Here is a 21,573-nt window from a genome sequence, read left to right on the forward strand (position 1 = left end):
TGAGGTGCTGTGATGAATATTCTTTTCAGAACAGATGCTTCAATTGAAATAGGAACAGGTCATGTCATGAGGTGCCTCACGCTCGCTCATGCGTTGCGTAAAAAGGGAGCAAATATTATATTTGTCTGCCGAAACTTACAAGGTCATCTAGCGGAGCTCATCCGAGAGAAGCAGTTTGATCTCATTATGCTTCCAAAACCTAAAAAGAATGTTTTCATTCCTAAAGCAACTCCCCATTCTGATTGGCTTGGTGTCCCTTGGTATGTTGACTCAGCTGAAACCATTAGCGCGATGAAAGACATGAACAAAGACATTTCCACCCTTATCATTGATCACTACGCAATTGATATCAATTGGGAGATGAAAGTAAAAAAGCATGTGAAAAAAGTGATGGTGATTGATGACTTAGCTGATCGTTCACACGATTGTGATATATTATTGGATCAGAATCTATATCATCATTATAAAGACCGGTATGTCAATCTAGTCCCCAAAAGCTGCAAACAATTTTTAGGACCAAAATATGTCTTATTGCGAGACGAGTTTTATTCTTTTCAACCCAATCACAAAAACTGCGATGGAAATGTAAAAAAGATTTTTGTCTTTTTTGGGGGCAGTGATCCCACTAATGAAACGAAAAAGGTGATTAAAGCCTTTCAGCAGCTTACCCCCCAGGATATTAAGCTTGATATCGTAATTGGACATACCAATACTCACAAGAATGAAATTGAAGCCATTTGTAAAAAACATTCCTTTTGCAGCTTTCACTGCCAAGTGAATCATATGGCAGAATTAATGTATAATGCCGACCTGGCAATAGGTGCGGGCGGATCAACTACTTGGGAGCGCTGTTATCTCGGCCTTCCAGCCATCGTAATCACCGTCGCAGAAAATCAAGAATCGATTGCGTTAACGCTTAATCAATTAGGCGCGATTAAATATCTGGGACCGAAAGAATCAGTCCATGAATCAGATATCGCCTCAGCCATTCAAGAAATGATAAATAACCCCTTGTCCCTGCAACAAATATCAAGAAAAGCCAGAATGCTGCTAGAAGGAAATAATGATTATCGCCAAAACCTTTTATTCGAAATTTTAAAGTAAGGAAGGCTAAATCTATGTTCAAATACTCCCTTAGGACATTAAAAGAAAAAGACTTGGACACAGTTCTCCGTTGGCGAAACGATGAAAGAATCAGACAATCAATGTATAACGACCAAATTATTACTGAAAAACAGCATCAGCAATGGTTCAAGAATGTGAATTCCTCCAAAACAGAACATTATTTTATCTTTACAATTGATCATACAGACACTGGATTTGTAAGTTTTAAAGATGTTGATCATAAAAATAACCACTGCTATTGGGGTTTTTATATCGGAGAGGCCCAGAGTCAAAAAGGCTCCGGTTCTGTCATGGGATTTTTAGCATTAGAATGGGCATTTCAGCAGTTAGAGGTTGAGAAAGTATACGGAGAAGTCCTATCGAATAACGAAAAAAGTTTATCTTATCATCAATCACTTGGTTTCAGCAAAGAAGGTCATTTCCGAAACCATATCGCAAGGAATAATAGATATCTTGATGTGATCAGATACGGTCTTTTAAAGGAAGAATGGATGGCGGAAAAACAGAAAGTGATGAAGAAATTAGCTGATAGAGGAATAGATAAAAAAGACCTTGATACAAATTTTAATGAACTGATGATCTGAAAACCACTTGGTCTAAGTCCTTTGCTTTGCCTCTATTACTGTAAACTACAAGGAGGTGCAAAAATGAAAGAAATCAATATAGAAGGAAGAAAAATCGGGCCAAATGATCCTCCGTTTATTATTGCGGAAATGTCCGGGAACCATAACCAATCGTTAGAACGCGCTTTTAACATTATAGAAGAAGCTGCCAAAGCAGGTGCACACGCCTTAAAAATACAAACATATACCGCTGACACGATGACATTAAATATGAATACGAAAGATTTTAAAATTGAGGATGAGGATAGTCTCTGGTCCGGAAGAACGCTCTATACATTATATCAGCAAGCTTATACCCCATGGGAATGGCATAAACCAATCTTCGATAAATGCCGGGAACTTGGAATGATCCCTTTGAGTACACCATTTGATGAATCGGCTGTCGACTTTTTGGAAGACCTGGGTGTGCCTATATATAAAATAGCCTCATTTGAAAATACTGATATCCCTCTTATCAAAAAGGTGGCTGCTACAGGTAAACCCATTATCATTTCAACCGGAATGGCTACAGTAGCAGAAATTGATGAATCAATAAAGGCCGCCAAAGAAGCCGGCTGTAAAGAATTAATACTTCTAAAATGCACTAGCACCTACCCGGCATCACCAGAAAATACAAATATTTCTACGATCCCTCATATGAAAGAATTATTCAATTGCCAAGTCGGTTTATCGGATCACACAATGGGAACAGGAGTTGCTGTCGCTAGTGTCGCTCTAGGCGCAACTATAATTGAGAAACATTTCACTTTATCAAGAGCTGATGGCGGCGTAGATTCTGCCTTTTCACTGGAACCCTCTGAACTAAAGCAGCTTGTCGTTGAAACTGAAAGGGCGTGGCAAGCATTAGGACAGATAACGTATGGGCCCACTGACGAGGAAAAAGTTTCGCTTAAATTCCGCCGCTCTATTTATGTAAAAAAAGATATAAAAGCCGGAGATATTTTCACAGAAGACAACATTAAGGTCGTGCGACCCGGTTATGGCTTGGAACCAAAATTCTATGAAATCATTATCGGCAGAACAGCTAAGAAACATTTTGCAGCAGGAACACCGCTGAAATGGGATTCATTATAGTTTATATACCACCTCTTAGTTCGCCCTCTCCGCTTTAAAGAACGAGAGAAAGTCATGAAAAACTGCACCCTGATCTTTTCAGTAAATCGGGGTGCAGTTCTGGTGTTCAGCTCTTTTTGATTTAAAATTGCATTTTTTTGCGTCTGTCTTCCTCGGTCAAAAATTCCACAAAACTTCGCATCGCAAACGGTTCTTCCTTAATCTGTCGCGTGTAGGAGTCTTTCCGCTCTTCTGAAAGGATTTCGCTCTTTCTGATCCTGTTCAGCATATAGATGTGAACCGTTTTTTGGATTTGTTTATGCTGATAGCCTGCTTCTTTGAAAAATGCCAGCCCAAGCGCCGCCAAAAGGGCGAATATGCCTGCGCTGATCAGGGACTCCCTGTCAGCTGAAGCGTGAAATAGAAAAGCTGCTAAATTAAAGAGAGAGAATGCAGCAAGCGGAATCGCAAGAAAACGGTAAATGACGGTTTTTTTCATGAAAGGCTGTACGGCCTTTTGAATTTTTTGCATTTCTGTTTTAATGAACCCCGGCATTTGTTCGACTCTGTAAAAGTTCATGTAATCCTCCCCCTTTATTTGATGTTGCAAGGCTTCACGGACGTTATCATATGTGTTTATTTTAACGCAGGTGCAAGCTGGTTTTAAAGAAATCTGCCCGTATTTTTCACGAAGAATCTGGATCACCGCTCTTTATTCTTTTAAAATGTGAGTGTTATAATTTGTAATGGGAATCAGATCGCTGTTATACATGGAATACTAATGGCAATCTTCTTGATAAATATGAATGAGCGGGGTTACAAAGTGAGTATTTTTTCCATCCTTCTATCACTTTTTTTCATTTTGAATATTCTTTTGGCCATTATTGTCATTTTTAAAGAACGGCGCGATGCCAGCGCATCTTGGGCGTGGCTGCTTGTTCTTTTCTTTATTCCCGTTTTAGGCTTTATTTTATACTTATTATTCGGCCATAATCTCAGGCGTAAGCATTTGTTTCAATGGGAGGACCGAAAAAAGATCGGAATTGAAAAGCTGCTGAAGCATCAGCTTGAGGATTTAGAAAACAAGCAATTTCAATTTAACAACCGGGCGACCTTTGATAACAAAGATTTAATTTATATGCTGATCATGAATAACCATGCGGTGTTTACAGAGGATAATTCAGTTGACGTCATTACAGATGGTCGGGATAAGTTTCAGCGGCTTCTGAATGATATTGAAAAGGCTAAGGATCATATCCACTTACAATATTATATTTATAAAGGTGATGAATTAGGCAAAAAATTACGGGACGCTCTGATCCAAAAAGCGAAAGAAGGCGTTCAGGTCAGGGTGCTTTATGATGAACTCGGGTCCAGAACGCTGAGAAAGAAGTTTTTTAAAGAACTCCGTGAGGCCGGTGGGCATGTGGAGGTCTTTTTCCCTTCAAAGCTCAGGCCAATTAACTTGAGGTTGAATTACCGGAACCATCGAAAGCTTGTCATCATAGACGGAATAATCGGTTATGTCGGAGGTTTTAACGTCGGAGATGAGTATCTCGGGCTTAATCCGAAATTCGGTTATTGGCGCGATACGCATATCCGGCTCCAGGGAACAGCCGTGCACGCCATCCAGACACGTTTCATCCTTGACTGGAACCAGGCCTCCCATCACCATACGCTGACGTATATTCCGACTCACTTTCCTGATTACGGCCCAAAAGGCAACGTCGGGATGCAAATTGTCACAAGCGGCCCGGATTCCGAATGGGAACAAATTAAAAATGGCTACATTAAAATGATTTCGAATGCAAAGCGTTCCATATTGATTCAAACGCCTTATTTTATCCCCGACGCAAGCCTGCTGGATGCTTTAAGGATCGCGTGCCTGTCAGGCATTGACGTCAACATTATGATCCCGAACAAGCCTGATCATGCCTTTGTATACTGGGCGACACTTTCGTACATCGGCGAGCTGTTAAAAGCCGGAGCCACTGTCTATATCTATGATAACGGCTTTATTCACGCGAAAACCATCGTAGTGGATGACGAAATTGCATCAGTCGGCACAGCGAATATTGACGTCCGAAGCTTTAGGCTGAACTTTGAGGTTAATGCATTTATTTATGATATCACAATTGCGAAAAAACTGGTTTCTACATTTAAAGAAGATTTGCTTGTATCCAGAAAATACACCTATGAGGAATACCTGCAGCGCCCCTTGTGGATTCGAATTAAAGAATCCGTCTCGCGCCTGTTGTCGCCAATTTTATAAGATGTGCCAAAACCCCGGCCTTTACAGCCGGGGTTTTTCCTGTTGGTCACAGTAAATGTTGATCGCCTCCCGCAAAAAAGCGGCAAGGCCTTCTCCATATTGATTGATTGAATTTGTAAATCGTTCGTCAGTGATATACACTTCTCCAAGCCCTCTGAAAATGCCAAGTGGGCAATCGTAATGATATTGGCAAATATGATCACGGAACGCCCCCACAGCGGACTGAACCTCTTCATCATCAGGGCCGTGTATCATTCGTGCCGCAATACGTCTGTAAATCGAATCAATTTCAGCCATGATCCCACGCCAATCGCCCGCCGAGTATGCAGATGTCCTTTTCTCTGACTCATCTGCAATTTCTCTTCCATACAGCTTTCTGACTTCATCAGCGTATGTCTGCTGGTGCTCTTCAATGTCTTTCATGCTTAACCCAGCAAATAAATCCCGCTTATTCATATGTTCTTCTCCCTCAATAGACTGAAGCGTCCTGTCAATCGTTTGAATCATCTCCTCCATTCTTTGTTTTTTCTTCATCAACATATCCTTTTGCGACTGAAGTGCTGCTCTCCGGTCAAAATTCGGATGATCCAGCATCTCTTTTATATCATCCAGACGAAACCCAATTTCCCTGAAAAATAAAATCTGCTGGAGCCTTTCCAGATCTGCATCACTGTACAAACGATACCCTGCCTCAGTAAGCGCTGAAGGATTCAGAAGCTGTATATCATCATAGTGATGAAGCGTCCGAATGCTGACACCTGCTATGTCCGCCACTTGTTTGACTTGGTATTTCATCTATAACCCCTCCTCTTCATCTATCGTAAACAAACACGCAGCGTCAGGGTCAATCCCAAAAATGTTATTCTTTATATACAAAACTTCACACAAATAGTGTATAAAAGAAAAGTGAGTATTTTTTTGTAAAGGGGAGCCAGGTACATGAATCCTGAAACAATGAACAAAACCCTCATAAGCATTTCAAAATGGGGAAAAGCGACAGGCATTTTATTTATTATTATGGGCGCAATTACCGCGCTTTCAGGCGCGTTCTTTTTTTTAATCGGTGCCGTGCCGGGCGTACTGCAAATTATTTCCGGAATCTTTCTGATGCGTTCAGCTAAAGAAGCAGGGCAAATGGCTGAACACAATAGCGAACAGTCTGAAGATTTAATGCTGGAGAATTACGCGAAGTTTGTAAAGATGCAAGGGATTTATTTAATCGTAAGCATTGCTATATCCCTTCTTGCGATTATCGCCTTCTTTGTCTTCTTAATGCTTGGGATTGCTGACGGCCTTTTCAGCGATTATAATACGTACAGCACTTATTAATGAGAAAAACCCGGAGGAAACTCCGGGTTTTTCATTATTCCGCTTCGCTTACCACTGTGAAGCGTTCATTTTTGTGTGCAGGTTGTTCAAGCTCATCCAATACAGCAATGGCGTAATCTGCATAGCTGATATAGCTGTCACCTTTTTCGTTTACGATGACATGGTCTTTTCCTTTTTGATAAGAACCCGTCCGTTTTCCTGCCGGATCAAAAAATGCCGCAGGGCTGAGGAACGTCCAGGAAATGGAGTCTGTTTGCTGCAAATCTTTTAGGTTTTCCCCTTGATTTGATGCAGTCGGCAAATATTCTTTCGGAAATTCCGGTGTATCCATTAAACGGGTTGTTTTGGCTTCATCAACAAACAGGCTTCCTGCTCCGCCGACGACAAGCAATCTTGTGTCTTTCGCATTCTTTAAGATGTTGATTAGCACTCTGCCTGCCTCAACGTGAAGGTGTTCCTGGCCAGGTGCTGCTCCAAAAGCATTTACAACCGCATCGAAAGGCTTGATGTCTTCTGAAGTCAGTTCGAACACATCTTTCTCCAAAATCGCTATATCCTGTTCCTGCACTTTTGAAGCGTTTCGGACGATGGCCGTCACTTCATGGCCTCTTGTTTTCGCTTCTTTCAAAATCTCGTTTCCTGCTTTTCCGCTCGCCCCAATAATTCCAATTTTCACTATTCATTTCCTCCTTATTTGTAACAATTTTAGTTACATGTTAGCGGTGATGAAGTCATCTCTTTTGATTAAAAGAGATGATTCATAACATCTTTTAATGACTTGCTTGCCAGCTCATTTTCCATCGCTTTTTGCACACTTTCAAACGTTTCATCCAATGCGTTTTGAATTTTTTTCCCTACCGGACAGTTCGGATTCGGGTTTTCATGAATCGCAAAGAGTTCATCTTGTTTTTGGACAGCCCGATAGACTTCTAAAAGAGAAATATCAGCCGGATCTTTTTTGAGGCTTGCACCCGGCACCCCGGCTCGGGATGTGAGAATATCCGCTTTTTTCAGCATGCTGATCATTCTTCGCACGACAACAGGATTGGTGTTGACGCTGCCAGCGATGGTTTCTGAAGACTCTTTTTCATCCATCGAAATGAGGGATAAAATATGAATGGCAACAGCAAGACGGCTGTTAATCATGTTTTTCACCACCGTTGTAACTATAATAGTTACAATTAATTCGTTTGTCAACATTTAATATACACTACAGAGGGGTTCTTGTGCACCGTTTTGAGTCAATAGAACGGCCGGATGCACTCCGGCCGCGTCTTGTCAGAATAAGAAATATCGTTGTCCGAGCGGAACATAATCGACAGGCTGGCAAGACAATTCCTCTCCGTCAGCGAAGACCTGATAGGTTTTTGGGTCAACCTCAATCTTCGGCAATGCTGAGTTCAATTTCATATCCAGCTTGCTCAGCTTTCTTATATTTTTGACAGGAGAAATTCTTTTTTCCAACCCTAGGCTTTCCGCCACCCCCCGCTCAATGCTTGCCTGAGACATAAATGTAATGGAGGTTGAGCGATTGGCTTTTCCGTAAGACGCATACATTTGGCGCATAAACACCGGTTCAGGAGTCGGGATGGACGCGTTCGGATCTCCCATTTGCGCACGTGCAATCATGCCACCCTTTAATACCAGTTCCGGTTTTACGCCGAAAAATACCGGATCCCACAGAACGAGATCTGCGAGCTTTCCTTTTTCCACAGAGCCGACTTCATGGCTGAGCCCGTGAGTAATCGCCGGATTAATTGTGTATTTGGCAACGTAGCGTTTTGCACGCACATTATCGTTTCCGTTTTCGCCGGCAAGAGCGCCGCGCTGCTTTTTCATTTTATCGGCTACCTGCCATGTTCGGATGATCACTTCACCGACACGCCCCATCGCTTGGGAATCCGATGATGTCATGCTGATCGCTCCGATGTCATGGAGAATGTCCTCTGCCGCAATGGTCGCAGCCCTGATTCTCGAATGGCTGAATGCCACATCTTCAGGCACTTTCGCATCTAAATGGTGGCAGACCATCATCATGTCAAGATGCTCATCCATCGTATTAACGGTATAAGGAATGGTTGGCGTTGTGGATGACGGCAGAATGTTTGCATAAGAGGCAAGCTTCATAATATCCGGGGCGTGGCCGCCGCCAGCTCCTTCAATGTGATAGGTATGAATCACCCGGTCCCCGATCGCGTCGAGCGTGTTTTCCAGGAAGCCCGCTTCGTTAATGGTATCGGTATGGATGGCGACTTGAATATCAGCCTCATCGACGACGTCCATACACGTTTTGATCGCGCTTGGCGTCGTGCCCCAGTCTTCATGAAGTTTAAGGCCGATGGCGCCTGCTTCTACCTGCTCGATCAGCGGCGCTTTTTCGGATGCATTCCCTTTTCCTAAGAAGCCGACATTAATTGGGAACTCCTCGGCCGCTTCCAACATCCTTGCCATATACCATGCGCCGGACGTACATGTTGTCGCTTTGCTTCCTGTAGCAGGTCCTGTGCCGCCTCCCAAAAGCGTCGTCACACCTGAAGAAAGCGCAACTTCCATTTGCTGAGGACATATAAAATGAATATGCGTGTCCACTCCTCCAGCTGTTAAAATTTTGCCTTCGCCGGAAATCACCTCTGTACCCGTGCCGATGACCATATGCGGATCGACTCCGTCCATGATATCAGGGTTGCCGCTTTTTCCGACGCCGACAATCCGGCCGTCTTTCACACCGACATCCGCTTTGACAATGCCTGTGTAATCCAAAAGTGTGACGTTGGTGATGACCAAATCCAAAGCGCCGTCTTTCCCTGTGATTCTGCCGTTTTGGCCCATGCCGTCACGGATCGTTTTACCGCCCCCAAAGATCATTTCTTCACCATATATTGTGAAATCCTTTTCGACTTCAATCCATAAATCCGTATCGCCCAATCTGATTTTATCGCCCGTTGTCGGGCCAAACAGCTCTGCGTATTGCTCCCTTGACATTTTCATCGGATTACACCCTCCATCCAGCCGGCTTGATGTAAGTTGGCTAACGTTTTTTCTTTGCCGCGTTCATCGATAAACGTGTCGGCCATTCCGTTCAAACCTCTTATTGTCTTTCGGCCCCCAATTTCCACAAGCGTCACCGTTTTCTGCTCGCCCGGCTCAAAACGGACCGACGTGCCTGATGGAACATCAAGGCGCATGCCGATCGCCTGTTCACGGTCAAATGATAATGCCCCGTTGGCTTCCGCAAAATGAAAATGTGACCCGACTTGAATGGAGCGTGATCCGGTGTTTTTTACCGCTACCTCCCGTGTCTCACGGCCTTCATTAATCGTAATCGTTCCCTCAGCAATTTGGAATGCTCCCGGCTTCATGACTTCACCTCCGCAGAAATTGGCTGATGTACCGTAACAAGCTTCACGCCGTCCGGAAATGTGGCCTCCACCTGAATGCTGTCCAGCATCTCAGGAACACCCTCCATCACATCTTTTTCCGTTAACACATGGCGGCCGGCTTCCATCAGCTCGGCTACTCCCTTTCCGTCACGTGCGCCTTCCATGATAAAGCAGGTAATATAAGCGGCAGCCTCAGGGTAGTTGAGCAGAACGCCCCGCGCCTTGCGCTGTTTGGCTAATTCCCCCGCCGCGAAAATGAGCAATTTCTCTTGTTCAACCGGTGTCAGTTTCATCTGTAGTCCTCCTTCTTTTGTCGTATAAAGCGGATGCGGTTACTGCGAATTTGTGGAACATGCAGGCGGGACATCACCTCCCTTTCTTCAAGTATCGGGTCACACGGTAAGATGCCTTTCAAAGCGGCGTGCCGTTTCTTCATCGGCCTTTCCATGGTCGACAACCGTTCCCCTGTCGATCACATAAAGATAATCAGCACACGTTAACGCATTTTCCAGACTGTGCTCGACTAAAACAACGGAAATGTCTCTTTTTCTGGAAATTTCTATGATAAATTGTCTGATTAGTTCGATAATTGACGGCTGAATTCCTTCCATTGGTTCATCAAGTAAAATAATTTTCGGATTTCCCATCAGCGCTCTGGCAATTGCTAGCTGCTGCTGCTGGCCTCCGCTTAAATCGCCGCCTTTGCGGTCAAGCATCTTCTTTAAAACAGGAAACCACTGAAAAATGTCTTCCTTGACCTCCCCCATTCTCTCCTTCTTCGGAAGCGGCTCTTCCCCAAGCAGCAGATTGTCACGAACGGTTAAGGAGGAAAAGATGTCTCTTCCCTGCGGAACATACGCAATTCCCGTTCTTGCCCGTGTTTCCGCCTTTTCGTTTTGAACAAACGTTTGATTAAAACGAATATCCCCCTGTTTTGCCGGAAGCAGGCCTATGATTGTTTTCAGCAAGGTAGATTTGCCGACTCCATTTCGGCCTAATACAGCAACAATCTGCCCCGGGCGAACCTCCATACTGAGGCTGTGCAAAACCATCGATTGATCATAACCAGACGTTACATTCCTTACGGCAATCATGACACACCGCCCCTTCCTAAATACACCGCTGCCACCTCTTCATTGCTTGTGATGTCATCCATCGACCCCTCACAAAGCACTTTGCCTTCATGCATGACCGTGACTTTTCTGGAAAACGACCGCACAAAATCCATATCGTGCTCGACAATCAGAACAGAGCACGTTTTTGCTATTTCTTCTAACAACGCTCCAGTTTTTTCGCGCTCCTTTCCCGTCATGCCCGCAATCGGTTCATCCAGCAGCAAAAGCTTCGGCTCCATGGCGAGCTGCATGCCGATCTCAAGCCATTGCCTCTGTCCGTGTGACAGGCTGCCAGCTGTTAGATCCCGTTTGCCATCTAACCCAATCAGCCGCAGGATGTCTATAATCCTGTCACTTTGCTCTTTTGTCATACGAGCTGTCAGCAGTGAAAAGATCGTTTTCTTCTGTTTCATGGCAAGCTCGAGATTTTCAAACACAGTCAGCTGCGTAAAGACACTCGGAGCCTGAAACTTTCTGGCGACCCCAAGTTTGGCAATCTGATATTCCCGATTCTTTGTCAATTCATTCGTTTCCTGAAATAGCACTTCACCCGAATGCGGCTTCGTTTTTCCGCATATGATGTCCAGCAAAGTCGTTTTTCCGGCGCCGTTCGGCCCAATCAGAAAATGGATATCGTGTTCCTGCACACTGATATCAGCGCCCTGCAAGGCCCAAAACCCGTCAAACTCAACCTTCACGTCACGGCAGGTAAGTATCGGTTTCATAAGCAGCCGCTCCTTTCTTTTTCGAGGAAGGAAGCTGGGTTCTCATCTTCTCGAACAGCCCGACAATCCCTTTTGGCATATAGAGCACGACGATGATAAACAGCGCGCCGAGGAAGTACAGCCAAATGTCAGGGTAATACTCGCTTAAATAGCTTTTCATGCCGTTCGTTAACAGCGCGCCAAGCACCGCGCCAAAAATGGAGTGCCTCCCGCCGATCGCGACCCACAGCACCATTTCCACCGAAGGGATGATGCCCATCATTTCCGGCGAGATCATCCCATCCTGAAGCACAAACAGCATCCCGGCAATCCCCGCCATCGCAGCTGATACACAGTAAATAAACACTTTAAAAACGGTGGAGTGATATCCGAAGAAGCGGACCCTGCTTTCTCCGTCGCGCACCGCCTGCAATAGCCGCCCAAAACGGCTTCTCGTCAGAAACAAAGCAAACACGACAGAAACACCGAGGAAAAAGACTGTGGTAAAATACAAAATCTGCTTCATAGCAGGATCTGCCAGAGCATATTGAAAAATGGTATAGAAATTCGTGAGTCCATTCGTCCCGCCGGTGATGTCCTGGCTGCCGATGAACAATGTGACGACAACCACCACAACAGCCTGAGAGATCAACGAAAAATAAACACCCTTTATGTTGTTGCGAAAGGTAAAGTAACCGAGTAAAAAGGCCAAAAAGACAGGCACAATAACAGCTGCGGCAATCGCACTTAAAGGATACCTGAACATTGCCCAGATCCACGGCAGTTCACTCACGCCGGTCCACTCCATAAAATCAGGAATGCCTGACGGTGAGGCTTCTATTTTTAAGTACATGGCCATGCAGTAAGCGCCCAATCCGAAATAGACACCATGCCCCAAACTCAAAATGCCTGTATATCCCCAAATCAGGCAAATGCCGACCGCTACAATCGCAAAGCATAAAAACTTCGCCAACAGCCCTAATCGAAACTCCTGCAGAAAGAACGGAGCGGCGATAAAAAGGGCAAACATCACCAGATACGGACTGAATTGTGAAAACCGCTTCATCCGGTTCCCTCCTAATCAAGTAATCTCGTTCTGACACTTGCAAGACCTGAAGGCCTCCATTGCAGAAAGAGAATAATACATGCAAACACGACTACCTTTGCGATCGTAGCGCTTGTGGAATACTCAACAAATGTGCTCAGCAAACCGACCGTCACTGCGCCGATAATGGTGCCTTTTAATCTTCCAATTCCGCCTAATATGACAATCATAAAGGCATCTATGAGGTACGACGAACCGAGAGTAGGCCCGATTGAACCGAGCAATGTGAGTGAGCTCCCCGCGATACCGGCCAGTCCGCTTCCGAGCGCGAAAGCCAATGTATCTGTTTTTCTCACAGATACGCCGAGACACGATGCCATGCTCCGGTTCAGCGTAACCGCCTGCATCCGCCGCCCTGCAGAGGTTTTAAATAAATAGAAACCGAGCAATGCCAGCGTAAAAAGAACGAGCGCCAAAATAAACAGCCTTTTATACGGAAAGGTAACCGAAAACAGCGTCACCCCTCCCGTCAGCCATTCAGGAGACTTGACAGCCACATTCGGCGCGCCAAAAATCAATCTGGCTGCCTGCTGCAGGATCAAGCTCACCCCCCACGTCGCCAAAAGGCTGTCGAGCGGACGATCATATAGTCGCCTGACAATCACTTTTTCAATGACAATCCCAATAAGCGCCGCAACCCCAAACGCCATGATGATCGCGATTAAAAAATAGTAAGAAAACAGAGAAGCCGGCAAATAGCTTAAAAACAGCTGTTGAGTGACATAAGTCGTGTAGGCTCCTGCCATAATCAGCTCACCGTGCGCCATATTGATAATGTTCATCAAACCGAATGTAACGGCCAATCCAATCGCAATAAGAATCAAAATAGAACCGAGACTGATCCCGTTAAATAATTGAGTTACGACGACAGACATGCTCCGCCTCCTCCCCTGCAAACGGCTTTGATTTATTTAGATAACCCCTTTGCCCAATCGTACGTTTTTAAATACGGATCAGGTTTTACAGGTTCACCTGAGTTCCAAACTTCTTTAAGCTGTCCATCCCCCGTGATTCGCCCGATTCTGACCGTTTTGTAAAGATGCTGTGTATCCCCGTCAATTTGCACTGTGCCGCCCGGTGCCTTGAATGCAATCCCGTCAGCCGCTTTCTTCACCTTATCGACATCAAAGGACTTGGCTTTTTCAACAGCCGCCGCCCAGAGATAAACCGCATTATAGCCAGCTTCAATCGGATCGCTCGTGACCCGGCTATCACCGTTCATCTTTTTATAGGTTTTCACGAATGTTTGATTCTCGCTCGTATTGGTTGTCTGGAAGTAATTCCACACCGCATAGTGTCCTTTTAACACATCAGAGCCGATCCCCCGGATTTCTTCCTCAGCAACACTTGCTGACATGACAGGCATATCGTCAGCCGATATCCCCGCATCTTTCAGCTGTTTGAAAAACGCCACGTTGCTGTCGCCGTTTAATGTGTTAAAAATGACATCGGGCTGTTTTTCTTTGATTTTGCTGACAAGGGTACTGTAATTGGTATGGCCGAGCGGCGTATACTCTTCACCGACAATTTCTCCTTCGGCCGCTTTCACTTGCGCTTTGATGACCTTATTGGCTGTTCTCGGGAACACGTAATCTGATCCGATCAGAAAGAACGTCTTCCCTTTATTTTTCAGCAGCCAATCGACTGCCGGCACTATTTGCTGATTCGTCGTCGCTCCGGTATAAAAAATATTGGGTGATGACTCCATTCCTTCGTACTGCACTGGATAGAACAGCAGCCCGTTGTTTTGCTCCACAACCGGAAGCATGGCTTTGCGGCTTGCAGATGTCCATCCGCCAAACACAGCAGCTGCTTTGTCTTGCTGAAGCAGTTTCCTCATTTTTTCCGCATATGTAGGCCAGTCTGAAGCGCCGTCTTCCACGACGGGTTCAAGCTTTTTGCCGAGAACTCCGCCTTTTTGGTTGATTTCTTGAATCGCCAATAACTCTGCATCATGGACGGACACTTCACTGATTGCCATTGTCCCGCTTAACGAGTGAAGAATCCCGACCTTTACTGAATCCCCGCTTGTGTCGATATCAACGGTTTTCTTCGCACTTCCGCTGGCATTTGACACTTTCTTCGGCGCAGCACATCCCGCCATCAACACCATGATCAGAAACAACAGAAAAACAGCCTGTATTCCAACCCCTTTGTTTTTCATTCAGAACCTCCCTTTGACATATGATGTTACGAAAGTTAACAACTTATGTCACCATTATATAGAAGAGTGTCATTGATTCAAAGAATATTAAAAAAATTTAGATACTTTAACCAAATCGATTGCCTTTTTTGTTACATTTATTAACATTCAAAAGTAGCGTACAAAAAAAAGACAAGAAACATATCGTTTCCTGCCTCTTTCGTATGATTAATCTTTATCTGTGAATGTATCCTTTGCTTTCCCGATATCCTTTTGGATCTCGCCTTTTGCCTTATCTTTTTTACCTTCAGCCTGCATGTCCGTTTTATCGGTCATATCTCCGACTTTATCCTTCGCTTCTCCTTTGGCTTTATTAAAGCCGCCTTTCATTTTATCTTTTACACTATTGTTACCCATGTTGATTCTCTCCCTTCATTATGTGTGTACTTGTTACCTTCCCGATCTGAGAGACGGTAAACATTTGAACGTTATTTATCGATTTCGTAGCGCTCTCCGTACCGGAGCACCTTGTAAATCGCAAGCCCGTCCGATGACTTTTTCTCTGAATATCGAACCGGCAACAAGGCGAAAAACACATAATACGTAGAAAAATAGACAAACTGATAAAAAAACATATTCGGTTTTAATACACTGTGTATAATCAGCAAATTGACAGTAAAAATCGTTAACAGGTTAAACAGGCTGCCCCCGGCATATACAAGTGCATGCGCCAACCGATTGTCGGTTTTCAGCTCACCAAACCTGCAAAAAGAATCTATGAAATAGATCGCTCTAATCCGTATCGGCCCAATCTTGAACAGCGTTTTGCCCATCCCAATATCCAACGATCCTTTTCCGCCAAAAATAAGTGCCATGAAGCTGTGCCCTGAAACATGTATGATTTGTACAAGCGGCAGAACAATGAGGAAAGACCATAGAAACTTCACCATATCATTGAAACCGAACATCGAATTCCCCCTAACGCCTGTCATTGGCCCAGGCATCGTCTAACCCGGCTATTTTGTTCAAAAGCATATGTAGCGATTTTTCCTGTTCTACCTGAAAATAAACGTTCCGATGCTCTCCTTTTTTTGTATATAAAATATAAAAAAACCATCTGGCAACAGATGGTCTCGTCTTACACTTGATATAAACAATCGTTTCTTTGAATCATCTCTCTCATGCTGACAGCTTTTTCATAAAAATACACTGCTTCCTTGTAGTGTTCCCGATGACTGAAATAGGAGGCAGCATCCAAAGCGAATTCTTCAATATATACGTAAAGGGCTTTTTCTTCCATATAGTCAAATACTTCTTGAATCATATCTAAATTAACAGATTCGACATATAAGGCCTGCAGAAATGTATATTTCGCCAGACTGAAGGAGTCGTTTCGTTTTTGGGCGATAGCAATCCCTTTTTCATAGTACCTCATTGCAGATTGGACGTCTTGCTTTTTGAAAAGAACGCGAGTCAGGCTGAAGAGCGCTTTTGGGAGCTGCTCCAGCCGATGCTCTTCAAAGACAGGAAGCGCTTTTTCAAAGTATTCCGCGGCTTGATCCAGCTCTCCTTTGTCATCATAGCAATTCCCGATATTATAGAGGGCTGATCCGATTAAACGGGGCTGGCCTTCCAATAAAGCAAGATGATACGCGTCATCCAAATGCTCAAGTGCTTTTTCATAATGTCTGTAGTCAATGTAGTTTCCTGATATGACGAAATGGCATTGTATTCTTCTGACTCTGTAAAAGTCGTGAGCCTTGTATGTCTCAAGCGCCTGTACGGCGTGGTTCATGGAAAAGTGCGTCTGCTTCATGATATAAAAAACTTCCGCCACCTTAAAATGAAATTCAGCTCTTTCAATTTCATCTTCTACAAACGCGAGCATCTTCTCGGCTTTCCGATAAAAGGATATAGCTGAGATGTAATTGTTCTGTTCAAATTCGTACATTCCTCTGAATAAGTGAAAATAGTACTCGGATAATCCCGAGATGCTATCCTGATTGCTTTCCAGCGTTTTGATCAATTCACGATATTGAAGCTGAGATTCCTCGTGCAGGCCGGGCTTTACATAATCCAGCATAATTTGGTGCCTGTAACTAATCAGCTGATAATACAGGAGAAGCAGCTGATCCTCTTCCATCTGTTCTATGTCTTGATCAATCTCTTCCTTCAGCTTAACGGCATCAGCCACTTGAAATGCTAAAATGTACTTATACCACTTATTAATTTTCACTCCTACTTGAGATGACGGGATCTCGTACGCGGCCATGCCCCTCCAACCCTTTCTATTTTCTAATTGGTTACATTTTATCATAATGTATGGCTTTGGAATTAAAAATTCTTACGATGATTCCTTCCTTATGCCTATCTTTATATATTACGGTTTTTGTATGTATTTTTTGCACTTACACTTTTTCATAAAAAAAAGCTTACCGGACAGTACCGATAAGCCTATTATTTCATATTAACCGCCAATATAAGACATTTCTACTTTCTTTTTGTCTGATGCTATTGATAGCGTACGATCGACCGAATACTGATCGATCCGATTTTTCCAAACGGTGCCGATCATCTCTGACAGTTCGTCATCACCTAATTCCTGCCGAACCGGTCCTCTGAGGTCAAAACCGCTTGAAGCGAATAAGCAGGTAAACAGCTCCCCTCTCGCAGAAAGACGAGCCCTGTTGCACGATCCGCAAAATGCATCAGATACAGATGATATGACGCCGATTTCCCCAGATCCGTCCACGTATCGGAATCTGGAAGCCACTTCGCCTTTATAATTTGGCGCTATCGGTTCAACCGGCATGTGTTCATTGATCAAATCAATAATTTCCGCCTTTGTCATGACGTCCTTCTTCTCCCATTGGTTGGTGTTTCCCACGTCCATAAATTCAATGAATCTCAGGATATGCCCTTCTTCTTTAAAGTAACGGGCCATAGGCAGTATATCTTTTTCATTGACGCCCTTTTGGACGACCATGTTGATTTTAACACCAAGCCCCGCTTGCTTCGCCGCTTCAATGCCTTTCAGCACCTTGCTGACAGAAACTCCGCGTCCGTTTATCTTTTTAAATCGCTCATCCTCTAAGGAATCAAGGCTGATCGTGACCCGTTTCAACCCGGCTTCCTTGAGCTTCTCCGCATAAACAGGCAGCAATGATCCGTTTGTCGTCATCGCAATATCACGGACCCCCGGAATGCGGGCCAGTTTCTTAATTAATTCCGGCATATCCTTTCTCATGAGGGGCTCTCCGCCGGTTAAGCGGATTTTTTCAACGCCGAACCTTGTGACAAATAGCGTCGCAAGCCGTTCAAGCTCTTCAAACGAAAGCAGCTCCTCTTTCTTTAAAAACGGATAGTCCGGACCGAATAATTCGGCGGGCATACAGTACGTGCATCGGAAGTTGCAGCGGTCTGTAACAGAAATGCGAAGGTCTCTCAGCGGTCTGTTCCTCTTATCCAACATCTGACGCGATTCTGTAATCATAGCTACAGCCCCTTCCTATCCCCTGATTCTCTCAGGGTGTGTATATACATTAAATGATCCGTTTCTGACAAATCCGATCACTGTGATATTTAATTCTTCCGCCATTTGAATCGCAAGCTCCGTCGGGGCCGATTTGGAAATGACGATCGACACGCCGATTTTTGCCGCTTTCAACAGGACTTCTGATGATATTCTGCCGCTGAACACAATCAGTTTGTCGCGGACGGACATCCCGTTCAGAAGACAGTGTCCGTATAATTTATCAAGCGCGTTGTGCCGTCCGATATCTGTGCGCATTAACAGCAGTTTCTCTGTGTCGCAAAGCGCTGCATTATGTACGCCGCCCGTATCCTGAAACGTTCCGCTCCCTTGTTGCATGTCTTTCATAAGCGCCAGACATGCTTCAGGCGATACCTTGATTTGGCTGACAGCCGTTTTGGCGGTTTTGACATCTTGCTGAAAATAAAAATGGCGGCCCTTTCCGCAGCATGAGCCAATCACCCGTTTCGTATAATCCTTTTGATCCAATGTCTCAGGATGAACGAGATCGACGTAAACAAAACCGAGACTTTCATCTATTGTAAACCTTTTAATCTCTTTTTGAAATCGTATAACACCCTCAGATACGAGAAATCCAATGACAAGCTCTTTGATATGCTCCGGCGTACAAACGAGCGTCACAAATTCACTTCCGTTCAGTATCACTGTCAAAGGGTATTCCGTCACCATCCGGTCTTCTATTTTGCTTATTTCCCCTTGTTCATAGCGCCATACATCCCTGACCGCAGTTACTTTATCGTTCAATGTCTCTTCCCCTCCGCAATGTTCTTGCCTTTATATTTTTTCACACTCCTCGGATTTTGTCGAATCCTGAGACATAAAAAGAGCCCTTTATATAAAGGGCTCTAGGTTCGATTATGCTGATTCTTTTTCAGGATCGTAAACAGCACAATAGCTGCGATCAATGTGAGAATGCTGACAAAAAAGAAGGCTGCCAGTTTTAGAAAAACACCGAGCAATATAAATGCCACGGCGGCAATAAGAAAAATTATTCCTAATAATCTCATATGTTCAACCCCTTTTAAGGGTATCATTCCCGCCCAGTCTGTTTTTAAACCAATTAAATAGGCGCCTGGGGGGCGCCTAACCTTTACTCAGAAAATTTTTCTGCTTCTTTTTCCCAAGCCTGTTCGAACTCATCTGCACTGTTTGCTGAAATATATTCTCCGCCGCCAGCAACAGCCGCTTGTTTCATTTCTTCGTTCCCTTTGATATCAAAGTTGAAGCCAATAATGTTTACAATGGTATCTACATTCGATTCACGAAGCTTCTCAATTTCCGCTGCAGGGTCTCCACCGCACGTTTCTTCACCATCAGTGATTAAATACACCACGTTTTTTCCGTCAGCGTCAAATGCTTCAAATTCTTTTCTTGTATCGGAAAGTGCTTTGGCAATCGGTGTCCAGCCAGTCGGTTTGATCTTACTCAATGAATTGTCAAACAGCGATCCTTCATATGGATGAAGGCCGTAAATGGTTTCCGTCGTGCTGCATGATAGAGCTTTGCCGGACAATTTATTATTTCCAGCATGTCCGAAAACGCGAAGCATGAGATTTGTATCCTTCGGAAGCAGTTCGGCAAAAGACTTTACTGATTTTTTGGCAATGTCTATTTTGCGCTCTTCCCCTGTCTTTTGAATCATACTTCCGCTTCCATCAAACAACACAGCTACATTTGTGTCATGGTTCTCAGCGGCAAAAGACGGGGACGCAAAGGAGACAGTCAGCAATCCAATGATACCGGCAGCCAGCAATTTTTTCATGTTTTTCTTCCTTTCTTTATCATATTCTCCAACTATAGTTGGATTCTTCTTTATGCTAGAATATGAACATGCAAAAAGATATAGGGCAAGCAGCCTTTTGTGCCGCTTTCACTTTCTGTTCAAAATCGCTAGAAATACCGATGTTATTTAGCCTTTTTCACCCAGAAAGCACATACAGTTTGTGACATCATTCATCCTTTTTTCGCCTTGATTTTCACAAGAAACGGAAATATGCTACTATGCTACAGGCTGTCATCTGGTTGCTTTTGAACATTATGTTACATACAAAAAAGAGGCTGATCACTATCAGCCTCTTTTTTCTTATTTAGATAACATCATTGATTGCTGAATGAAGATTTTCTCAACATCTTCTTGAGTATAAGCAGGGAAGTATTCACCGCCGCCAACATTCGCAATGGCATTTAACTGTCCTTTGTATCCATTCTTATAATCAAATCCGATCACATTAACAGTGATATTGTCTTTGTGCAGTTCACTTGCTGTTTTAACAGGATTTCCGCCACACGTTTCCTCTCCATCTGTCAGCAGATAGACCACTTTCTCACCTTTTGCATCAAGCTGGTCAAACGAAGATTTCGCCTCGTTCAGCGCTTTGGCAATTGGAGTCCAGCCAGTCGGACCAATTCCATTAAGAGAGTTGAAGAAGCTTTGCTGGTTAAAGCTTTGGAAACCGTATACGTTGCGGATGGATTCACATGACTGAGTTTTCCCAGAATATTTATTGTTTCCTTCCGAACCGAATACACTCATTTTCACCTGAGTGCCTTCTGGCAGTGAGCTTGCAAACTTAGAAATTTCTTTTTTAGCTGTATTAAATTTAGATACACCATCTATTCTTTTCGCCATACTTCCGCTGGCATCAAGCAAGACTGCCACGTTTGCAGGAGCTTCAGCCTCCGCTTCTTTCTTTTCAGCCGCAAAAGCAGGTGAAGTTAATCCAAATAGCAAGCCTGTCATCATGATCAGTGAAAATCTTTTCTTCATGTCCATACCCCTTTTTTACAAGTTTATTTCTGCGTGCAGATGTTCAACGCTGAACATAACTAATCGTAATCGACAAAAATAGAGAAATAAATAGGGCGGGCTTCCCCATTGCTGTTGTTTACTTTTGCTTAGAAACCCCTGTTTTTATTAGTGATTTCTGCCTAACATTCCTATGAAAAAAAAAGATTTTCGGCCTTTCGGCTTTCGTTATATGAGTCTGTCGAAGTCTGTCGATACATGTGGATTACTTTACCAATCTCTAAGTCATAAATTAGGAAAGGACCTTGTCGTCCTAAAGATTGTCAGAAGCTTCTCTAAACAGTTTTAACCGCTACTAGAGTAAAAGCACCTTCAGAAACAGAAAAAGACGCTCATTGAGCGTCTTCAGCTTGTAGAGAAAACGA

The 21,573-nt window shown here is 44.0% G+C and carries 25 protein-coding genes; 5 read left to right on the plus strand and 20 right to left on the minus strand.

Annotated elements, in window-relative coordinates; translation table 11 throughout:
- Nucleotides 1–12: 12 nt before the first annotated feature.
- From pseG to pseI, 3 genes are all read left to right on the plus strand, one after another.
- Nucleotides 13–1,104: a UDP-2,4-diacetamido-2,4,6-trideoxy-beta-L-altropyranose hydrolase gene (pseG, locus tag MOF34_RS09205; RefSeq protein ID WP_268399915.1), complete on the plus strand. Its 1,092-nt coding sequence runs from the start codon at nt 13–15 to the stop codon at nt 1,102–1,104.
- A gap of 14 nt (nt 1,105–1,118) precedes the next feature.
- Nucleotides 1,119–1,709 (plus strand): UDP-4-amino-4,6-dideoxy-N-acetyl-beta-L-altrosamine N-acetyltransferase, encoded by a 591-nt coding sequence (gene pseH / locus MOF34_RS09210; protein ID WP_268399917.1) that lies wholly within the window; start codon nt 1,119–1,121, stop codon nt 1,707–1,709.
- A 63-nt stretch (nt 1,710–1,772) separates the two neighbouring features.
- The gene (pseI, locus tag MOF34_RS09215) at nt 1,773–2,822 is read left to right on the plus strand and encodes a pseudaminic acid synthase (protein ID WP_268399919.1); all 1,050 of its coding nucleotides are present in this window, start codon (nt 1,773–1,775) and stop codon (nt 2,820–2,822) included.
- Between the two features lie 121 nt (nt 2,823–2,943).
- Here pseI and MOF34_RS09220 read toward each other — a convergent pair whose 3' ends face one another.
- Nucleotides 2,944–3,381, minus strand: a complete 438-nt coding sequence (locus MOF34_RS09220; RefSeq protein WP_268399921.1) for a DUF5392 family protein — start codon at nt 3,379–3,381, stop codon at nt 2,944–2,946.
- 243 nt (nt 3,382–3,624) lie between these two features.
- On the opposite strand from MOF34_RS09220, the gene cls reads away from it, so the two are divergent.
- Nucleotides 3,625–5,073, plus strand: a complete 1,449-nt coding sequence (gene cls, locus MOF34_RS09225; protein WP_268399923.1) for a cardiolipin synthase — start codon at nt 3,625–3,627, stop codon at nt 5,071–5,073.
- Between the two features lie 21 nt (nt 5,074–5,094).
- On the opposite strand, the gene MOF34_RS09230 is transcribed toward cls, so the two are convergent.
- Nucleotides 5,095–5,868, minus strand: a complete 774-nt coding sequence (locus tag MOF34_RS09230) for a MerR family transcriptional regulator (RefSeq protein WP_268399925.1) — start codon at nt 5,866–5,868, stop codon at nt 5,095–5,097.
- A gap of 144 nt (nt 5,869–6,012) precedes the next feature.
- On the opposite strand from MOF34_RS09230, the gene MOF34_RS09235 reads away from it, so the two are divergent.
- Complete coding sequence (locus MOF34_RS09235) at nt 6,013–6,402, plus strand: DUF5362 family protein (RefSeq protein ID WP_268399927.1); 390 nt, start codon at nt 6,013–6,015, stop codon at nt 6,400–6,402.
- A 34-nt stretch (nt 6,403–6,436) separates the two neighbouring features.
- Here the strand turns inward: MOF34_RS09235 and MOF34_RS09240 are convergent, their stop codons facing one another.
- The 18 genes from MOF34_RS09240 to MOF34_RS09325 form a co-directional block, all read right to left on the minus strand.
- The gene (locus MOF34_RS09240; RefSeq protein ID WP_019716004.1) at nt 6,437–7,078 is read right to left on the minus strand and encodes an NAD(P)-dependent oxidoreductase; all 642 of its coding nucleotides are present in this window, start codon (nt 7,076–7,078) and stop codon (nt 6,437–6,439) included.
- Nucleotides 7,079–7,146: 68 nt separating this feature from the next.
- Nucleotides 7,147–7,548: an Rrf2 family transcriptional regulator gene (locus MOF34_RS09245; RefSeq protein ID WP_268399929.1), complete on the minus strand. Its 402-nt coding sequence runs from the start codon at nt 7,546–7,548 to the stop codon at nt 7,147–7,149.
- Nucleotides 7,549–7,680: 132 nt separating this feature from the next.
- On the minus strand, nt 7,681–9,390 hold the full coding sequence (gene ureC, locus MOF34_RS09250) for an urease subunit alpha (protein ID WP_268399930.1): 1,710 nt from the start codon (nt 9,388–9,390) through the stop codon (nt 7,681–7,683).
- The gene (gene ureB, locus MOF34_RS09255) at nt 9,387–9,761 is read right to left on the minus strand and encodes an urease subunit beta (protein WP_019716007.1); all 375 of its coding nucleotides are present in this window, start codon (nt 9,759–9,761) and stop codon (nt 9,387–9,389) included. Before ureB ends, ureC begins: the two co-directional genes overlap by 4 nt.
- A complete protein-coding gene (ureA, locus tag MOF34_RS09260; protein WP_003227724.1) occupies nt 9,758–10,075 on the minus strand; it encodes an urease subunit gamma in 318 nt (105 codons plus the stop codon). The genes ureB and ureA overlap by 4 nt, the downstream gene beginning before the upstream one ends.
- A gap of 99 nt (nt 10,076–10,174) precedes the next feature.
- Nucleotides 10,175–10,876: an urea ABC transporter ATP-binding subunit UrtE gene (gene urtE, locus MOF34_RS09265; protein ID WP_268399932.1), complete on the minus strand. Its 702-nt coding sequence runs from the start codon at nt 10,874–10,876 to the stop codon at nt 10,175–10,177.
- The gene (gene urtD / locus MOF34_RS09270; protein WP_268399934.1) at nt 10,873–11,622 is read right to left on the minus strand and encodes an urea ABC transporter ATP-binding protein UrtD; all 750 of its coding nucleotides are present in this window, start codon (nt 11,620–11,622) and stop codon (nt 10,873–10,875) included. The genes urtE and urtD overlap by 4 nt, the downstream gene beginning before the upstream one ends.
- Complete coding sequence (urtC, locus tag MOF34_RS09275; protein ID WP_268399935.1) at nt 11,597–12,667, minus strand: urea ABC transporter permease subunit UrtC; 1,071 nt, start codon at nt 12,665–12,667, stop codon at nt 11,597–11,599. The genes urtD and urtC overlap by 26 nt, the downstream gene beginning before the upstream one ends.
- 11 nt (nt 12,668–12,678) lie before the next feature.
- Entirely contained in the window at nt 12,679–13,581 is a 903-nt protein-coding gene (gene urtB / locus MOF34_RS09280) for an urea ABC transporter permease subunit UrtB (RefSeq protein WP_268399937.1), read from the minus strand.
- 32 nt (nt 13,582–13,613) lie between these two features.
- Nucleotides 13,614–14,870, minus strand: coding sequence for an urea ABC transporter substrate-binding protein (gene urtA / locus MOF34_RS09285; protein ID WP_268399938.1), 1,257 nt, complete (start codon nt 14,868–14,870; stop codon nt 13,614–13,616).
- A gap of 207 nt (nt 14,871–15,077) precedes the next feature.
- The gene (locus MOF34_RS09290; protein ID WP_019716014.1) at nt 15,078–15,266 is read right to left on the minus strand and encodes a CsbD family protein; all 189 of its coding nucleotides are present in this window, start codon (nt 15,264–15,266) and stop codon (nt 15,078–15,080) included.
- Between the two features lie 71 nt (nt 15,267–15,337).
- A complete protein-coding gene (locus tag MOF34_RS09295) occupies nt 15,338–15,817 on the minus strand; it encodes a hypothetical protein (protein WP_268399941.1) in 480 nt (159 codons plus the stop codon).
- A 170-nt stretch (nt 15,818–15,987) separates the two neighbouring features.
- Nucleotides 15,988–17,121 (minus strand): response regulator aspartate phosphatase RapB, encoded by a 1,134-nt coding sequence (rapB, locus tag MOF34_RS09300; protein ID WP_268399942.1) that lies wholly within the window; start codon nt 17,119–17,121, stop codon nt 15,988–15,990.
- Between the two features lie 195 nt (nt 17,122–17,316).
- Entirely contained in the window at nt 17,317–18,342 is a 1,026-nt protein-coding gene (gene moaA / locus MOF34_RS09305; RefSeq protein ID WP_268399944.1) for a GTP 3',8-cyclase MoaA, read from the minus strand.
- Between the two features lie 15 nt (nt 18,343–18,357).
- Nucleotides 18,358–19,146: a formate dehydrogenase accessory sulfurtransferase FdhD gene (fdhD, locus tag MOF34_RS09310; protein ID WP_268399946.1), complete on the minus strand. Its 789-nt coding sequence runs from the start codon at nt 19,144–19,146 to the stop codon at nt 18,358–18,360.
- 101 nt (nt 19,147–19,247) lie between these two features.
- Nucleotides 19,248–19,409, minus strand: a complete 162-nt coding sequence (locus MOF34_RS09315; protein WP_019716020.1) for a hypothetical protein — start codon at nt 19,407–19,409, stop codon at nt 19,248–19,250.
- A gap of 83 nt (nt 19,410–19,492) precedes the next feature.
- Entirely contained in the window at nt 19,493–20,164 is a 672-nt protein-coding gene (locus MOF34_RS09320; protein WP_268399947.1) for a vWA domain-containing protein, read from the minus strand.
- 321 nt (nt 20,165–20,485) lie between these two features.
- Complete coding sequence (locus MOF34_RS09325) at nt 20,486–21,169, minus strand: vWA domain-containing protein (protein WP_019716023.1); 684 nt, start codon at nt 21,167–21,169, stop codon at nt 20,486–20,488.
- Between the last annotated feature and the right edge of the window lie 404 nt (nt 21,170–21,573).

Source organism: Bacillus sp. T17B1 (assembly GCF_026796395.1).
Classification (GTDB): Bacteria; Bacillota; Bacilli; order Bacillales; family Bacillaceae; genus Bacillus; species Bacillus spizizenii_A.

Coding starts and splice junctions, on each gene's coding strand:
- pseG (WP_268399915.1), top strand. CDS start 13: ATGAATATTCTTTTCAGAACAGATGCTTCAATTGAAATAGGAACAGGT.
- pseH (WP_268399917.1), top strand. CDS start 1,119: ATGTTCAAATACTCCCTTAGGACATTAAAAGAAAAAGACTTGGACACA.
- pseI (WP_268399919.1), top strand. CDS start 1,773: ATGAAAGAAATCAATATAGAAGGAAGAAAAATCGGGCCAAATGATCCT.
- MOF34_RS09220 (WP_268399921.1), bottom strand. CDS start 3,381: ATGAACTTTTACAGAGTCGAACAAATGCCGGGGTTCATTAAAACAGAA.
- MOF34_RS09230 (WP_268399925.1), bottom strand. CDS start 5,868: ATGAAATACCAAGTCAAACAAGTGGCGGACATAGCAGGTGTCAGCATT.
- MOF34_RS09235 (WP_268399927.1), top strand. CDS start 6,013: ATGAATCCTGAAACAATGAACAAAACCCTCATAAGCATTTCAAAATGG.
- MOF34_RS09245 (WP_268399929.1), bottom strand. CDS start 7,548: ATGATTAACAGCCGTCTTGCTGTTGCCATTCATATTTTATCCCTCATT.
- ureC (WP_268399930.1), bottom strand. CDS start 9,390: ATGAAAATGTCAAGGGAGCAATACGCAGAGCTGTTTGGCCCGACAACG.
- ureB (WP_019716007.1), bottom strand. CDS start 9,761: ATGAAGCCGGGAGCATTCCAAATTGCTGAGGGAACGATTACGATTAAT.
- ureA (WP_003227724.1), bottom strand. CDS start 10,075: ATGAAACTGACACCGGTTGAACAAGAGAAATTGCTCATTTTCGCGGCG.
- urtE (WP_268399932.1), bottom strand. CDS start 10,876: ATGATTGCCGTAAGGAATGTAACGTCTGGTTATGATCAATCGATGGTT.
- urtD (WP_268399934.1), bottom strand. CDS start 11,622: ATGAAACCGATACTTACCTGCCGTGACGTGAAGGTTGAGTTTGACGGG.
- urtC (WP_268399935.1), bottom strand. CDS start 12,667: ATGAAGCGGTTTTCACAATTCAGTCCGTATCTGGTGATGTTTGCCCTT.
- urtB (WP_268399937.1), bottom strand. CDS start 13,581: ATGTCTGTCGTCGTAACTCAATTATTTAACGGGATCAGTCTCGGTTCT.
- urtA (WP_268399938.1), bottom strand. CDS start 14,870: ATGAAAAACAAAGGGGTTGGAATACAGGCTGTTTTTCTGTTGTTTCTG.
- MOF34_RS09290 (WP_019716014.1), bottom strand. CDS start 15,266: ATGGGTAACAATAGTGTAAAAGATAAAATGAAAGGCGGCTTTAATAAA.
- MOF34_RS09295 (WP_268399941.1), bottom strand. CDS start 15,817: ATGTTCGGTTTCAATGATATGGTGAAGTTTCTATGGTCTTTCCTCATT.
- rapB (WP_268399942.1), bottom strand. CDS start 17,121: ATGGCCGCGTACGAGATCCCGTCATCTCAAGTAGGAGTGAAAATTAAT.
- moaA (WP_268399944.1), bottom strand. CDS start 18,342: ATGATTACAGAATCGCGTCAGATGTTGGATAAGAGGAACAGACCGCTG.
- MOF34_RS09315 (WP_019716020.1), bottom strand. CDS start 19,409: ATGAGATTATTAGGAATAATTTTTCTTATTGCCGCCGTGGCATTTATA.
- MOF34_RS09320 (WP_268399947.1), bottom strand. CDS start 20,164: ATGAAAAAATTGCTGGCTGCCGGTATCATTGGATTGCTGACTGTCTCC.
- MOF34_RS09325 (WP_019716023.1), bottom strand. CDS start 21,169: ATGAAGAAAAGATTTTCACTGATCATGATGACAGGCTTGCTATTTGGA.